General features: G+C 67.7%; 13 protein-coding genes. 11 read left to right on the forward strand and 2 right to left on the reverse strand.

Translation table 11 applies throughout. From position 1 onward, the window contains the following. The first annotated feature begins 315 nt into the window (after positions 1-315). The 3 genes from sucC to P6281_RS04700 all read left to right on the forward strand — a co-directional run bounded on the left by sucC (position 316) and on the right by P6281_RS04700 (position 3,996). On the forward strand, positions 316-1,479 hold the full coding sequence (sucC, locus tag P6281_RS04690; RefSeq protein ID WP_009957827.1) for an ADP-forming succinate--CoA ligase subunit beta: 1,164 nt from the start codon (positions 316-318) through the stop codon (positions 1,477-1,479). Between the two features lie 12 nt (positions 1,480-1,491). Next, positions 1,492-2,394 carry a succinate--CoA ligase subunit alpha gene (gene sucD, locus P6281_RS04695; protein WP_008254012.1) on the forward strand — a complete coding sequence of 301 codons (903 nt, stop codon included), beginning with the start codon at positions 1,492-1,494 and terminating at the stop codon, positions 2,392-2,394. Positions 2,395-2,469: 75 nt separating this feature from the next. Next, entirely contained in the window at positions 2,470-3,996 is a 1,527-nt protein-coding gene (locus tag P6281_RS04700; RefSeq protein WP_201408429.1) for an acetyl-CoA acetyltransferase, read from the forward strand. Between the two features lie 6 nt (positions 3,997-4,002). Here P6281_RS04700 and P6281_RS04705 read toward each other — a convergent pair whose 3' ends face one another. Then, positions 4,003-4,851 carry an LLM class F420-dependent oxidoreductase gene (locus P6281_RS04705; protein ID WP_008254017.1) on the reverse strand — a complete coding sequence of 283 codons (849 nt, stop codon included), beginning with the start codon at positions 4,849-4,851 and terminating at the stop codon, positions 4,003-4,005. Positions 4,852-5,093: 242 nt separating this feature from the next. On the opposite strand from P6281_RS04705, the gene P6281_RS04710 reads away from it, so the two are divergent. The 8 genes from P6281_RS04710 to P6281_RS04745 all read left to right on the forward strand — a co-directional run bounded on the left by P6281_RS04710 (position 5,094) and on the right by P6281_RS04745 (position 15,039). After that, positions 5,094-5,990 (forward strand): DUF5336 domain-containing protein, encoded by an 897-nt coding sequence (locus tag P6281_RS04710; protein ID WP_008254020.1) that lies wholly within the window; start codon positions 5,094-5,096, stop codon positions 5,988-5,990. Between the two features lie 38 nt (positions 5,991-6,028). Further along, positions 6,029-7,480 carry a cell division protein PerM gene (locus P6281_RS04715; protein WP_236591211.1) on the forward strand — a complete coding sequence of 484 codons (1,452 nt, stop codon included), beginning with the start codon at positions 6,029-6,031 and terminating at the stop codon, positions 7,478-7,480. A gap of 288 nt (positions 7,481-7,768) precedes the next feature. Next, positions 7,769-8,398: a phosphoribosylglycinamide formyltransferase gene (purN, locus tag P6281_RS04720; RefSeq protein WP_008254024.1), complete on the forward strand. Its 630-nt coding sequence runs from the start codon at positions 7,769-7,771 to the stop codon at positions 8,396-8,398. Between the two features lie 13 nt (positions 8,399-8,411). After that, positions 8,412-9,995 carry a bifunctional phosphoribosylaminoimidazolecarboxamide formyltransferase/IMP cyclohydrolase gene (gene purH / locus P6281_RS04725; protein ID WP_324738632.1) on the forward strand — a complete coding sequence of 528 codons (1,584 nt, stop codon included), beginning with the start codon at positions 8,412-8,414 and terminating at the stop codon, positions 9,993-9,995. A gap of 105 nt (positions 9,996-10,100) precedes the next feature. Beyond that, complete coding sequence (locus P6281_RS04730) at positions 10,101-10,664, forward strand: LGFP repeat-containing protein (RefSeq protein WP_026071410.1); 564 nt, start codon at positions 10,101-10,103, stop codon at positions 10,662-10,664. 133 nt (positions 10,665-10,797) lie between these two features. Further along, the gene (locus tag P6281_RS04735; protein WP_008254031.1) at positions 10,798-12,192 is read left to right on the forward strand and encodes an ATP-binding protein; all 1,395 of its coding nucleotides are present in this window, start codon (positions 10,798-10,800) and stop codon (positions 12,190-12,192) included. Further along, positions 12,185-14,170: a vWA domain-containing protein gene (locus P6281_RS04740; RefSeq protein WP_026071411.1), complete on the forward strand. Its 1,986-nt coding sequence runs from the start codon at positions 12,185-12,187 to the stop codon at positions 14,168-14,170. The genes P6281_RS04735 and P6281_RS04740 overlap by 8 nt, the downstream gene beginning before the upstream one ends. Positions 14,171-14,190: 20 nt before the next feature. Continuing rightward, the gene (locus P6281_RS04745) at positions 14,191-15,039 is read left to right on the forward strand and encodes an aldo/keto reductase (RefSeq protein ID WP_008254041.1); all 849 of its coding nucleotides are present in this window, start codon (positions 14,191-14,193) and stop codon (positions 15,037-15,039) included. 21 nt (positions 15,040-15,060) lie between these two features. Here P6281_RS04745 and P6281_RS04750 read toward each other — a convergent pair whose 3' ends face one another. Further along, a complete protein-coding gene (locus P6281_RS04750; protein WP_008254042.1) occupies positions 15,061-15,666 on the reverse strand; it encodes a DUF1707 SHOCT-like domain-containing protein in 606 nt (201 codons plus the stop codon). Positions 15,667-15,716 lie beyond the last annotated feature (50 nt).

The raw sequence follows: 15,716 nt of genomic DNA on the forward strand, positions 1-15,716 counted from the left end.
TTGTTACGGCAGCGGGCGTGGCAAAACGGTGCTGGGGCAACCTGAAATGTCCTCGTATCGTGACCATAACGTTATCTGGACCCTAGGAAGGTATCCGCTGACGCGCGGGACTGGCAACCTCGTCGCACAATCCGGCCGGAATTGTGATTTGGATCACGCGGGCCGTCTATCCATGTCCCGTGAGCTGTGCCACATCGGCGGACGCGGCGGTCAAAGCCATTTCGAGGGTGGATACAGTTCGTCCGTGCGAGTTGCCGGCTGCGGCACCGCCCACCAAGAGGCCTAAAAGTTGAGTCGAGCGAAGACAGAGAGTCCATGGACCTTTTCGAGTATCAAGCAAAAGAATTGTTCGCCAAGCACAACGTACCGACTACGCCGGGACGCGTGACCGACACCGCCGAGGGCGCCCGCGAGATCGCCACCGAGATCGGCCGTCCGGTGATGGTCAAGGCGCAGGTGAAGGTCGGCGGGCGCGGCAAGGCCGGCGGCGTCAAGTACGCGGCGACGCCCGACGACGCCTACGAGCACGCCAAGAACATCCTCGGTCTCGACATCAAGGGACACGTCGTCAAGAAGCTGCTGGTCGCCGAGGCCAGCGACATCGCCGAGGAGTACTACATCTCCTTCCTGCTGGACCGCGCCAACCGCACCTACCTGGCCATGTGCTCGGTCGAGGGCGGCATGGAAATCGAGGAGGTCGCCGCGACCAAGCCGGAGCGGCTGGCCAAGGTTCCGGTGGACGCCGTCAAGGGTGTCGACCTGGCGACCGCGCGTTCCATCGCCGAGCAGGGCCACCTGCCCGCCGAGGTGCTGGACGCCGCCGCCGTCACCATCAACAAGCTGTGGGAGGTCTTCGTCGCCGAGGACGCCACGCTGGTCGAGGTCAACCCGCTGGTGCGCGACCCCAAAGACCAAATCCTTGCGCTGGACGGCAAGGTCACCCTCGACGCCAACGCCGACTTCCGTCAGCCCGGCCACGCCGAGTTCGAGGACCGCGACGCCACCGACCCGCTGGAGCTCAAGGCCAAGGAGCACGACCTCAACTACGTCAAGCTGGACGGCTCGGTCGGCATCATCGGCAACGGCGCGGGCCTGGTGATGTCCACGCTGGACGTCGTCGCCTACGCGGGAGAGAAGCACGGCGGGGTCAAGCCGGCCAACTTCCTGGACATCGGTGGTGGCGCGTCGGCCGAGGTGATGGCCGCCGGCCTGGACGTCATCCTGAACGACAAGCAGGTCAAGAGCGTCTTCGTGAACGTGTTCGGTGGCATCACCTCCTGCGACGCCGTCGCCAACGGGATCGTGACCGCGCTGAACATGCTCGGCGACGAGGCGAACAAGCCGCTCGTGGTCCGGCTCGACGGCAACAACGTCGACGAAGGCCGGCGCATCCTGGCCCAAGCCAACCACCCGCTGGTGATCCAGGCCGAGACCATGGACGCCGGTGCCGACAAAGCCGCCGAGCTGGCGAACAAGTAAGGGACCCAAGCCATGTCGATCTTTTTGAACAAAGACTCCAAGGTCATCGTCCAGGGCATCACCGGTGGCGAGGGCACCAAGCACACCGCGCTGATGATGAAGGCCGGCACCCAGGTGGTGGGCGGCGTGAACGCCCGCAAGGCCGGCACCACCGTCTCGCACGTGGACCCGGTCGGCCGGGACGTCGAGCTGCCGGTGTTCGGCACCGTCGCCGAAGCGATGAAGGAAACCGGCGCCAACGTGTCGGTCGTCTTCGTCCCGCCGAAATTCGCCAAGGACGCGATCATCGAGGCCATCGACGCCGAGATCCCGCTGCTGGTCGTCATCACCGAGGGAATTCCGGTGCAGGACAGCGCCTATGCGTGGGCTTACAACGTCGACAAGGGGCAGAAGACCCGCATCATCGGGCCGAACTGCCCCGGCATCATCACCCCGGGCGAGGCGCTGGCCGGCATCACCCCCGCCAACATCAGCGGCCCCGGTCCGGTCGGCCTGGTGTCCAAGTCGGGCACCCTGACCTACCAGATGATGTACGAGCTGCGCGATTTCGGCTTTTCCACCTCGATCGGCATCGGTGGTGACCCGGTGATCGGCACCACGCACATCGACGCCATCGAGGCGTTCGAGAAGGACCCCGACACCAAGGTCATCGTGATGATCGGCGAGATCGGCGGCGACGCCGAGGAGCGCGCCGCCGACTACATCAAGGCGAACGTGTCCAAGCCGGTCGTCGGCTACGTCGCGGGATTCACTGCGCCGGAAGGCAAGACGATGGGCCACGCGGGCGCCATCGTGTCCGGCTCGTCGGGCACCGCGGCCGCCAAGAAGGAAGCGCTGGAAGCCGCGGGCGTCAAGGTCGGCAAGACCCCGTCGGAGACCGCGGCGCTCGCCCGGGAGATCCTGCAGAACCTGTAGGGGGCCGTGCCCGGCCGATGCCGCGAGGGGGCCCCGGATTTGGCCGTGGCCCGGCACACGGTAGATAGTGGGTCTATGAATCTCGACCCGAACACGCCCGTCATCGTCGGCGTGGGGCAGTTCACCGAGCGCATCGAGGACTCCGGCTACCGCGGAATGTCGTCGGTGGAGTTGGCGACGGCAGCGGCGCAGGCCGCGCTACATGACACCGGGGCCGACGTCACCGCCGTCGCCACGGCCATCGACACCGTCGCCGCCCTCCGGCAGTTCGAGATCTCCGGGCGCACCCCCGCGCCGATGGGCAAGTCCAACAACTACCCGCGGTCGGTGGCCCAGCGCATCGGCGCCGCGCCGGCCCGCGCGATCCTCGAGCCCATCGGCGGCCAGGGCCCCCAGCATCTGGTCACCGAGTTCGCCGGTGTCATCGCCTCGGGGGAGGCGGAGGTCGTGATGATCTTCGGCTCCGAAAACACGTCCAGCATCCGGTATTTCGCCGACCGGGATAAGCCGGATCATTCCGACACGGTCGAGGGTTCCCTCGAGGACCGCGGGTTCGGATACGACGGCTTGTTCGACGACTACACCGTCGCGCATGGGCTCATCGGAGCGCCGGCCCAGTACGGGCTGCTGGAGAACGCGCGCCGCGGCCGGCTGGGCTTGAGCGTCGCCGACTACCGGCGCGAAATGGGCGAGCTGTTCGCCCCGTTCACCAAGGTGGCGGCGAAGAACCCGTTCGCGTCCTCCCCGGTGGAGCGCAGCGTCGACGAGCTGATCACCGTCACCGAGTCCAACCGGATGATCTGCGATCCGTACCCGCGGCTGCTGGTGGCCCGCGATCAGGTCAATCAGGGCGCGGCCGCGTTGCTGATGTCGGTGGGCGCCGCCCGCCGGCTCGGTGTGCCCGAGGAGCGCTGGGTGTTTCTGCACGGCCACGCCGACATGGTGGACCAGCCACTGCTGGACCGCCTCGACCTGACCTACAACTCGGCCTCGGTGCTGGCGGTCCAGGAAGCGCTCGCCGTGGCCGGTGTCGGCATCGACGACGTCTCGACCTTCGACCTCTACAGCTGCTTCCCGGTGCCGGTGTTCAACTTCTGCGACGGGACTCAGCTGGCCACCGACGATCCGCGGGGGCTCACACTCACCGGCGGCCTGCCGTACTTCGGCGGACCGGGCAACAACTACTCACTGCACGGCATCGCCGAAACGGTCAGCGAAATGCGGGATCTGCCAGGGCAATTCGGCCTGGTCGCCGCCAACGGCGGGATCATGAGCAAGTACTCCGTTGGGGTGTACTCGACCACGCCGGTGAATTGGAAGCCCGACAACAGCGCCGCACTGCGCGCTGAGGTCGCGGCCCGCCCCAAGATGGCGGTGACCATCAAGGCCGACGGTCGCGCGACCATCGAGACCTACACCGTGCGCTACGACTGGCCGGTGCGCACCGGCCTCATCATCGGCCGCCTCGACGACGACGGCAGCCGCTTCCTGGCCCTGAGCGAGGACCCCGATCTGGTCGGGTTACTCAGCGACGGCGAGCCGCTGGGGGCTTCGATCGTGGTGCGGTCGACGGATAAGGACAACCGGGCCACGCTGGCCTGACCGCACCTACACGAGAGCCGCTAGTTTGCCGGCGAGTCGTTCGACGTAGGCGGCGACCTCGGCCTCGGGTTTGTCCGGCAGCCCGAACAGCACCTCGGTCACGCCCAGCTCGCTCCACTTGGCGAGCTTTTCGGGGACGGGCTTGAAGTCCAGTGCCACGATCTGCGGGGCGCCGTCGCGGCCCGCGGCCGCCCAGGTGTCCTGTAGCAGCTTGACCGGTTCGTCGATGTCGAAGTCGCGGGGGGTGGTGATCCAGCCGTCGGCGCTGCGCGCGATCCACTTGAAGTTCTTTTCGGTGCCCGCGGCGCCCACCAGCACCGGGATGTGCGACTGCACCGGCTTGGGCCAGGCCCAGCTGGGACCGAACTTGACGAATTCGCCGTCGTAGGAGGCTTCCTCCTCGGTCCACAGCGCCCGCATCGCTTCGAGGTACTCGCGCAGCATGGTGCGCCGGCGCCCGGGCGGCACGTTGTGGTCGGCGAGTTCGTCGGTGTTCCAACCGAATCCGACGCCGAGGCTGACCCGTCCGCCGGAGAGATGGTCAAGGGTGGCAATGCTTTTCGCCAGCGTGATCGGGTCGTGTTCGACCGGCAGCGCCACCGCGGTCGACAGTCGCACCCGCGACGTGACGGCACAGGCGGCGCCCAGGCTCACCCACGGGTCCAGCGTGCGCATGTAGCGGTCGTCGGGCAGCGACGCGTCGCCGGTCGTCGGGTGCGCGGCCTCTCGCTTGATCGGGATATGAGTGTGTTCTGGCACGTAGAAGGTTTGAAAGCCGTGGTCATCGGCAAGCTTCGCGGCCGTCGCCGGAGAGATGCCGCGGTCGCTGGTAAAAAGCACAAGCCCGTAATCCATGCAGAGAATTAGAACGTGTTCTACCTGTGCTGAGCAAGCTCCGGTGATACCGACCGTCTCGCCGGAGGGCCGCCGGGGGCCTCGCCGCCCAAGACAGTGGCGGCGCCACCGGTTCCCGCACGTGCGCTAGCGTGGGTGATCGACCGCGTCGCAATGCGGTGACGCGCCTGCAAGCACAGCGTCGCATCGCCACCGCGGCGCCCGCTCGGCACTTAAAGGCACTGGTAGCAACAGGAGGAGCAATGACCTACTCTCCCGGTAGCCCCGGATACCCACCGCCGCAGTCCGGCGGCACGTATGCAGGCGCCACACCCTCGTTCGCCAAAGAAGACGACGGCAAGAGCAAGCTGCCGCTGTATCTGAACATTGCGGTGGTGGTGCTCGGCTTGGTGGCTTACCTCCTGAACTTCGGGCCCACGTTCACCATCAGCGCCGACCTCGGGCCGGGCATCGGTGGCCGGGCCGGCGATGCCGGTACCGCGGTCGTGGTTGCCCTGCTGGCCGCGCTGCTCGCCGGCCTGAGCCTGCTCCCGAAAGCCAAGAGCTACGTGGGCGTTGTCGCGGTCATCGCGGTGCTGGGAGCGCTGCTGGCCATCACCGAGACGATCAACCTGCCCGCCGGTTTCGCCATCGGCTGGGCGATGTGGCCCCTGGTGGCGGCCATCGTGCTGCAGGCGATCGCCGCAGTCGTCGTCGTGTTGCTGGACTCCGGCGTGATCACGGCGCCGACGCCGCGCCCCAAGTACGACCCCTACTCGCAGTACGGCCAGTACGGGCAATACGGGCAGTACGGCCAGCAGCCCTACTACGGTCAGCCGGGCGGCCAGCAGCACGGCGGCCAGCAGGGATACGGATCGCAATACGGCGGTTATGGGGCCAGCGGTGCGCCGACCCAGGGCGGCGCACCGACCGGCGGTTTCGGCGCCCAGCCTTCGCCGCAGTCGGGCTCGCAGCCGTCCGCGCAGCACCAGGGCTCGTCGACGCCCCCCACCGGCTTCCCCAGCTTCAGCCCGCCGCCGAACGTCGGCGGCGGATCGGACGCCGGTTCACCCACCAACTACTCCGAGCAATCCGGCGGTCAATCCTTCGGCCAGGAGCAGCAGTCGCCGTCCTCACCGTCTGGCCCAGCGCCCGCTTAACCGTGCGCTGTCGCGCCTAGTCGGGGACGTGCCCAAGAGTGACACGGCTAGAGGACAACCGGGCAGCGGGCGCTCGCCAGGCGCGTGACCTCGTCAGGGTCGCGTTCGCCCCGGCCGTGGTGGCGTTGGTCATCATCGCCGCGGTCACGCTCATCCAACTGCTGATCGCCAACAGCGACATGACCGGCGCCCTGGGTGCCATCGCCAGCATGTGGCTCGGCGTGCACCAGGTGCCGATCTCCATCGGTGGCCGCGAACTCGGTGTGATGCCGCTGCTGCCGGTGCTGCTCATGGTCTGGGCCACCGCGCGCAGCACGGCGCGGGCCACCTCGCCGCACTCGTCGTGGCTGGTCGTTCGCTGGGTGGTGGCGTCGGCGCTGGGCGGACCCTTGCTGATGACGGCCATCGCCCTCGCCGTCATCCACGACGCGTCGTCGGTGATCACCGAGCTGCAAACCCCGAGCGCGCTGCGGGCGTTCCTCAGCGTGCTCGTGGTCCACGCAGCCGGCGCGGGAATCGGGGTGTGGTCCCGGGTCGGGCCACGCGTGCTGGCGGTGTCGTCGTTGCCCTATTGGCTGGGCGATTCGCTGCGCGCCGCGTCCGCCGGCCTGCTGGCGTTGCTCGGGCTCTCCGGGTTCGTGACGGCCGGGTCGCTCGTCGTGCACTGGGCGACCATGCAGGAGCTCTACGGCATCACCGATTCGATCTTCGGCGAGTTCAGCCTCACCCTGCTGTCAATGCTGTACGCGCCCAACGTGATTGTGGGCACCGCGGCGGTCGCCGTCGGCTCCAGCGCCCACATCGGTTTCGCGACGTTCAGCTCGTTCACCGTGTTCGGTGGCGATATTCCGGCCTTGCCGGTGTTGGCGGCGGTGCCCAGGCCGCCGCTGGGGCCGGTATGGGTTGCGCTGCTCATCATCGGTGCGTCGTCGGGCGTGGCGGTGGGACAGCAGTGCGCCCGGCGTGCGCTGCCGCCGGCCGCGGCGATGGTCAAGCTGTTGGTCGCCTCGGCCGCCGGGGCTTTGGTGATGTCGCTGCTCGCGTACGCCGGGAGCGGCCAGCTGGGTAACTTCGGCCATGTCGGCGTCGACCAGGGCGCGTTGCTGCTCGGTGTCTTCTTCTGGTTCACGGTGATCGGCGGGATCACCGTGGTGCTGAGTGGGGGGATCAGGCCCCGACCCAGGCGGTTGCGGGCCAAACCCGCGTCCGCCGCACCGGCCGAAGAGCCGGCCGATTTCACCGATGTTTTCGACGATCGGGTGGCGGAGGAGGACGTCTTCGAGGGTCCCGCGGGTGATCCGGGGGAGGGTGAGCCGGGGACTCCGGCGGTGGAGGGCGATGCCGGGGAAGGCGAGCCGGGGTCTCCCGCGGTGGAGGGCGATGCCGCGGAGGGCGAGCCGGGGTCTCCCGCCGCGGAGGGCGAGGCGGGGTCTCCCGCGGCGGAGGGCGAGCCGGGACCTACCGCTGCCGAACGCGATCCGGAGCAATAGGCAAATTGCCCACCTCCGAGCGACAACGGCCGTGGGAAATCGCGGGCGTCGGACGGTTGTCGCTCGGAGGTGGGCAATTGCCCTATTGGCCAGCTTGATCGTCAAACGCATGCCGCCGCCGTCTGCTCCTCAGCGCGCCCGTGCGGACGCGCATTGTCGCCCGCTGTGCCGATCGTCGGGCTCCTGAGCGCGCCCGTGAGGGCGCGCATCGTCGCCCGCTGTGCCGATCGTCGGGCTCCTCAGCGCGCCCGTAAGGGCGCGCATCGTCGCCCGACTAGGCTCGCCGATGTGGTCGAAGCCCTCCATGTGCCCCCCAACGCGTCGGCGCGGGTAGTGGTACTGGCCTCGGGCACCGGATCGCTGCTGAACTCCCTGATCGCCGCCGCGGTCGCGGACTATCCTGCCCGGATCGTCGCCGTCGGCGCCGACCGCGACTGCCTGGCCACCGAGATCGCCGCGGCCGCGTCCCTGCCCACCTTCACCGTCCGGCTCGGCGACCACCCCGACCGCGACGCCTGGGACACCGCTATCACCGAGGCCACCGCCGCTCACTCGCCCGACCTAGTGGTGTCCGCGGGATTCATGAAAATCCTTGGACCACAATTCCTTTCACGGTTCTACGGACGCGTCATCAACACGCATCCGGCGCTGCTGCCGGCGTTCCCGGGCGCGCATGGGGTGGCCGACGCGTTGGCCTACGGCGTGAAAATCACAGGCTGTACGGTGCACCTGGTGGACGCCGGGACGGACACCGGGCCGATCCTGGCGCAGCAATCCGTTCCCGTGCTCGACGGCGACAACGAAGAGACTTTGCATGAACGCATCAAGGTCACCGAACGCAAGCTGCTCGCGGACGTGGTGGCCGCGATCGCAACCGGCGGGCTGACCCTGGTCGGGAGAAAAGCGACGATCGGATGAAAGGCGACAACGGATGAGCACCGACGACTGGCGGGAGAACGCCAAAAGGCCGATCCGCCGCGCCTTGATCAGCGTGTACGACAAGACCGGGCTCATCGACCTGGCCCGGGGGCTGGCCGCGGCGGGAGTCGAGATCGTCTCCACGGGATCCACCGCGAAGAACATTGCCGAAAAAGGCATTCCGGTGACCCGGGTCGAGGAACTGACCGGGTTCCCCGAAGTGCTCGACGGCCGCGTCAAGACCCTGCACCCGCGCGTGCACGCGGGCCTGCTGGCGGATCTGCGCAAACCCGAGCACGCCGAGGCGCTCGAACAGCTCGGCATCGCGGCCTTCGAACTCGTCGTCGTCAACCTGTACCCGTTCAGCGAGACGGTGGACTCCGGCGCGAGCATCGACGATTGCGTCGAACAGATCGACATCGGGGGACCGTCGATGGTGCGGGCCGCCGCGAAGAACCATCCCAGCGTGGCGGTGATCACCGACCCGCAGGGCTATGACGGCGTGCTGGCCGCGGTCCGGCAGGGCGGGTTTACGCTCGCCGAGCGCAAAAGACTGGCGGCGCTGGCGTTTCAGCACACCGCCGAATACGACATCGCGGTGGCGAGTTGGATGGAGTCGACGCTGGCCCCCGAACATCCAGCGACCGCCTTCCCGAAGTGGCTGGGCCGCAGCTGGCGCCGCTCGGCGATGCTGCGCTACGGCGAGAACCCGCACCAGCAGGCCGCGCTCTACAACGACCCGAGCGCGTGGCCCGGGCTGGCCCAGGCCGAGCAGCTGCACGGAAAAGAGATGTCCTACAACAACTTCACCGACGCGGACGCGGCATGGCGGGCCGCCTTCGACCACGAAGAGACATGCGTGGCAATCATCAAGCACGCCAACCCATGTGGAATCGCGATTTCGTCGGCCTCGGTGGCGGACGCCCATCGCAAGGCCCACGAATGCGATCCGCTGAGCGCATTCGGCGGGGTCATCGCGGCCAACACCGAAGTCAGCGTCGAGATGGCCGAATACGTCAGCACGATTTTCACCGAAGTCATCATCGCGCCCGCCTACGATCCGGCCGCCCTGGACATCCTGACCCGCAAGAAGAACATCCGGGTGCTGGTCGCCTCCGAGCCGCTCACCGGCGGCACCGAACTGCGGCCCGTCAGTGGCGGGCTGTTGGTGCAGCAGCGCGACGAACTCGGCGCCCACGGGGACAACCCGGCGAATTGGACCCTTGCGACGGGGGACCCCGCCGACCCGGAAACGCTGGCGGACCTGGCTTTTGCCTGGCGGGTATGCCGCGCCGTCAAATCGAATGCGATCGTGATCGCCGCCGGTGGCGCCACCATCGGCGTCGGCATGGGTCAGGTGAACCGCGTCGACGCCGCGCGGCTGGCCGTCGAACGCGGCGGGGATCGGGTGCGCGGCGCGGTCGCGGCCTCGGACGCGTTCTTCCCCTTCCCCGACGGACTCGAGACGCTGACCGCTGCCGGGGTGAAGGCCATCGTGCATCCGGGCGGATCGGTGCGCGACGACGAGGTGACCGCGGCCGCGGCCAACGCCGGCATCACGCTGTATCTCACTGGGGCGCGCCACTTCGCCCACTGAAGATCGGCAATTGTCGATCCCAGTCCTTGCTCTATGGTCGCGAATGGAAATAGCATCACTTTGGGTCGGCAATAGCGGGGCGAACACAATTCGAGAGGAATTGATATGCGCGCGAACGCAATACGAACGGCCACAATTTCCGTCGCGATTGCGAGTGTCGCACTCGTCGGCGCAGGATGCTCGGCAAATAAATCGGGTGAAGCCGGCAGTTCAACAACTACACCCGCTTCGTCGGCCGCAACCTCGAGCTCAGCCGCCGCGGGAACATCAGCAGCAACGACTCCGAGTGCGCCAGGCAGCACGACGCAGATTCCGGGCGCAAACGGCACGCCGTACACCGTTCAGGGACCAATTTTGGCGAAGTACCAGTCCCTCGACGACAAGGCGCGCAAGGACTTAGGGGCCCCGAAGGATAATCAGCAAACGAATCCCGACGGTGGCACCTACCAGCAATTCGATGGCGGCGTCATCGTCAACAAGACGCAGGCCTACGTGGTGTGGGGCTTGATCCGCGACAAGTGGAATGAGCTCGGCGGTTCGCAGGGCAAGCTCGGGTATCCGACCAGTGACGAGGTCGACACCCCCGATGGCATGAAGAAGTCGACTTTCGAGCACGGCACGATCACGTGGAAGCCGGGTGACGCGCAGGCCGTCGTCAGCTACAGCTGAGCGGTGTTCGGGTGCAGCATCGCGCTGCGCTCGGGATCTCCGACCGGGTGCCGGGCAGTCGATCAGCCTGCCCGGCACCCGCGTACTTGGGGGAGGGCATAGTGTCCCATCGGCGGCATCGTCGTAGCGTGGAGTGGTGACGTCACCGAGCAACCTGCCCCGCACCGTCGGCGAACTGCGCGCCGCCGGTCACCGTGAACGGGGAGTCAAGCAGGAAATCCGCGAAAATCTGCTGACCGCACTGGCCGACGGGCCGGACAGCGCAGCCATCTGGCCTGGCATTCTGGGATTCGACGACACCGTCTTGCCCCAGCTCGAGCGGGCTTTGATCGCGGGTCACGACTTCGTGCTGCTCGGCGAGCGCGGCCAGGGCAAAACCCGGCTGCTGCGTGCGCTGGTCGGGTTGCTCGATGAGTGGACGCCGGTGATCGCCGGGGCCGAACTGGGGGAGCATCCGTTCTCGCCGATCACGCCGGAGTCGATCCGCAAGGCCGCCACCCTGGGCGACGACCTGCCGGTGGAGTGGAAGCACCGCAGCGAGCGCTACACCGAAAAGCTCGCCACGCCCGACACCAGCGTCGCCGACCTGGTTGGCGACATCGACCCGATCAAGGTCGCCGAGGGCCGCAGCCTGGGGGACCCCGAGACCATCGCCTACGGGCTGATTCCGCGCGCGCACCGCGGCATCGTCGCGGTCAACGAACTTCCCGACCTCGCCGAGCGCATCCAGGTGTCGATGCTCAACGTGATGGAGGAGCGCGACATCCAGGTCCGCGGCTACACGCTGCGCCTGCCGCTGGACGTGTTGGTGGTCGCCAGCGCCAACCCCGAGGACTACACCAACCGCGGGCGCATCATCACCCCGCTCAAGGACCGCTTCGGCGCGGAGATCCGGACCCACTATCCGCTCGAGCTCGACGCGGAAGTCGGGGTGATCGCGCAGGAGGCGCACCTGTCGGCGCAGGTGCCCGACTACCTCATGCAGATCATCGCCCGGTTCGCCCGCTACCTGCGGGAGTCGAATTCCGTCGACCAACGCTCGGGGGTGTCGGCGCGGTTCGCCATCGCCGCCGCCGAGACCGTCGCGGCCGCCGCCCGCCATCGCGGCGCGATCCTGGGGGAGACGGACCCGGTGGCACGGGTGGTCGATCTGGGCACCGTGATCGACGTCCTGCGCGGCAAGCTGGAATTCGAGTCCGGCGAGGAAGGCCGCGAACAGGCGGTGCTCGAACACCTGCTGCGCCGCGCGACCGCGGACACCGCGTCGCGGGTGCTGGGCGGCATCGACGTCGGATCGCTGGTGTCGGCGGTCGAGGGCGGGTCCGCGGTGACGACGGGCGAGCGGGTGTCGGCAAAGGACGTGCTGGCCGCCGTCCCGCGCCTGCCGGTGGTGGACAAGATCGCGGACAAGCTGGGCGCGCGGTCGGAGGGCGAACGCGCCGCCGCGCTCGAGCTGGCGCTCGAGGCTTTGTATCTGGCCAAGCGCATCGACAAGGTGTCCGAGGAGGGGCAAACCGTCTATGGCTAATAGAGGGCACTCATCGCGGTACTCGGCGTACACCGGCGGGCCCGACCCGCTGGCTCCGCCGGTGGATCTGCGCGAGGCGCTCGAACAGATCGGCCAGGACGTCATGGCCGGTACCTCGCCGCGACGCGCGCTCTCCGAGCTGCTGCGCCGCGGCACCAAGAACATGCCGGGCGCGGACCGGCTGGCGGCCGAGGCCAACCGACGGCGACGGGAGTTGTTGCGGCGCAACAACTTGGACGGCACGCTGCAGGAGATCAAGAAACTGCTGGACGAGGCGGTGCTGGCCGAACGCAAGGAGCTGGCCCGCGCGCTCGACGACGACGCCCGCTTCGGCGAACTCCAACTGGACGCGCTACCGGCGTCGCCGGCCAAGGCCGTCCAGGAGCTTTCCGAGTACAACTGGCGCAGCGGCGAGGCGCGCGAAAAGTACGACCAGATCAAGGATCTGCTCGGCCGCGAGATGCTCGACCAGCGCTTCGCGGGCATGAAGCAGGCGCTTCAGGGGGCCACCGACGAGGACCGCCAGCGCGTCAACGACATGCTGAACGACCTCAACGACCTGCTGGACAAGCACGCGCGCGGCGAGGACACCCAGGAAGACTTCGAAAACTTCATGGACTCCCACGGCGAGTTCTTCCCGGAGAACCCGCGCAACGTCGACGAGCTGCTGGACTCGCTGGCCAAGCGGGCCGCCGCCGCGCAGCGCTTCCGCAACAGCCTCAGCGCCGAGCAGCGCGCGGAGCTGGATGCCTTGGCGCAGCAGGCATTCGGCTCACCGGCCCTGATGGAGTCGCTGAGTCGGCTCGATGCGCACCTGCAGGCGGCGCGGCCCGGGGAGGACTGGACCGGATCCGAACAGTTCTCCGGTGACAACCCGTTCGGGATGGGTGAGGGCACCCAGGCGCTGTCCGACATCGCCGAGCTCGAGCAACTGGCCGAGCAGCTCTCGCAAAGCTATCCCGGCGCCACCATGGATGACGTCGACCTCGACGCGCTGGCACGCCAGCTCGGCGACGAGGCGGCCGTCGATGCCCGCACGCTCGCCGAATTGGAACGTGCGCTGGTGAATCAGGGCTTCCTGGACCGCGGTTCCGACGGCCAGTGGCGGCTGTCGCCGAAGGCGATGCGCAGGCTCGGCGAGACGGCGCTACGCGATGTGGCGCAACAACTTTCCGGGCGGCGCGGTGAGCGTGATCATCGGCGGGCGGGTGCGGCCGGCGAGCTCACGGGCGCCACCCGGCCCTGGCAGTTCGGTGACACCGAACCGTGGAACATTTCGCGCACGCTGACCAATGCCGTGCTGCGGCAGGCGGGAACGGCCACCCTCGATGGGCCGGACGCGCGGTTGAAGATCTCCGTCGACGACGTCGAGGTCTCCGAGACCGAGACCCGCACGCAGGCCGCGGTCGCGCTGCTGGTCGACACGTCGTTTTCCATGGTGATGGAGAACCGCTGGCTGCCGATGAAGCAGACAGCGCTGGCGCTCAACCACTTGGTGTGCACGCGTTTTCGCTCGGATGCCTTGCAGATCATCGCCTTTGGCCGCTACGCCCGGACGGTGACCGCCGCCGAACTCACCGGCCTGGAAGGTGTCTACGAGCAGGGGACCAACCTGCATCACGCGTTGGCGCTGGCGGGGCGTCATCTGCGCCGCCACCCCAATGCCCAGCCCGTCGTGCTGGTGGTGACCGACGGCGAGCCGACCGCCCACCTGGAGGACTTCGACGGTGATGGCACGACGGTCTTCTTCGACTACCCGCCGCACCCGCGGACCATCGCCCACACCGTGCGCGGCTTCGATGAAATGGCGCGCCTCGGTGCGCAAATCACGATCTTCCGGCTGGGCAGCGATCCCGGCCTGGCGCGCTTCATTGACCAGGTCGCCCGGCGCGTCGAGGGACGCGTCGTGGTGCCCGATCTCGACGGGCTGGGAGCGGCGGTGGTCGGCGACTACCTACGTTCCCGCCGCCGTCGATAGACCATAAAAGGAGAAATCCCGTGAGCAAGGTTCCCACGATCGAACTCAACGACGGTGTCGAGATCCCGCAGCTCGGTTTCGGGGTGTTCCAGATCAAGCCCGACGAGACGGCCGCGGCGGTCAAGACGGCGCTCGACATCGGATACCGGCACATCGACACCGCCGAAATGTACGGAAATGAAAAGGAAGTCCGCCAAGGCATCCGCGACGCCGGCCTTGAGCGCGGCGAGGTCTTCATCACCAGCAAGCTCAACAACGGCTTTCACAAGCCCGATGACGCGCGCCGCGCCTTCGACCAAACGCTGAAGGCGCTCGATTCGGACTACGTCGACCTGTTTCTCATCCACTGGCCGCTGCCCACGCTCTACGACGGCGACTTCGTCTCGACGTGGAAGGTCTTCGAAGAGTTCGCGCGGGACGGACGCGCGCGCAGCATCGGCGTGTCGAATTTCCAAGTCGCACATTTGAATCGGCTCGCCGACGAAACCGACACCGTGCCGTCGGTCAACCAGATCGAGGTTCATCCATACTTCGGCAACGACGAGGTGAGGGCGTACGGACGCGAGCACGGCATCGCCACGGAGGCGTGGGCACCCATCGCCCAGGGCAAGGTGCTCGACGATCCGGTGATCAACCGCATCGCCGGGTCCCGCGACAAAACGCCCGCACAGGTCGTGTTGCGCTGGCACATTCAGCGCGGCGACATCGTCTTCCCCAAATCGGTGACACCGGCACGGGTCAAATCCAACTTCGAGCTGTTCGACTTCGAACTGGACGATTCCGACATGGACGCGATCTCAGCGCTGAACAAGGGTGAGTCGGGACGCAACGGACCCAACCCTGACACCTTCGACTACGTGCCCCGCTGAGGCTCCGTCGCTGGGAAGCGGCTACCCGCCGCGGGGCCTGCGGGCCTTACGCGCGATCCCGACGGCTCCCCACAGCGAGAAGCCGCGAATGTGGACCGTCGGTGCCCCGGGAGTGCCCTGGCCGTGGACGCCGCGGTCGAAGTTTCCCATCACCCCGCGGCCGTGCACCTCCACGTTGACTTCGGGCGGCAGCAAAATGTTCTGCACGCCCATAATCGACATCGCGTGGATGTCAACCTCGGTCGAGGTGAAGTCGGCGTAGCGCAGATCGACCACCCCGCTGCCCCACAGGGTGAAGGTGGTCAGCTTCTTCGGCACGTTCCATCGGCCGCGCCGCTCGAAGCCACTCATCAACGCCAGCAGTAGCGTCGACGGCGCCGGATTGGGTTTGCCGCCGCGGCGCGGGCTGATCGGGGCGCCGGGCAGATCGGCCCTCAACCGGTCCAGTTCCTCATACGTCGTCGCGGCATAGGCCCTGGTCAAACGGTCTTCGTAGTCGTTGAGCTGCAGGCGGCCCTGCTCGGCCGCGTACGCCAGCAACTGCGCAGTCTGTATGCGATCGGTATCGGCCGCGCGCGACGGCTGGTCGCGCGTGTCCTCCGCATCCCGTTGCGTTGAGTTGCTCATCACCCACGAGCCTACGACGTCCAGGTTTTGCTGCAAGAGGATTGGCTAAA

Source organism: Mycobacterium sp. 5-140-3-2 (assembly GCF_035666375.1).
Lineage (GTDB): Bacteria > Actinomycetota > Actinomycetes > Mycobacteriales > Mycobacteriaceae > Mycobacterium > Mycobacterium intracellulare.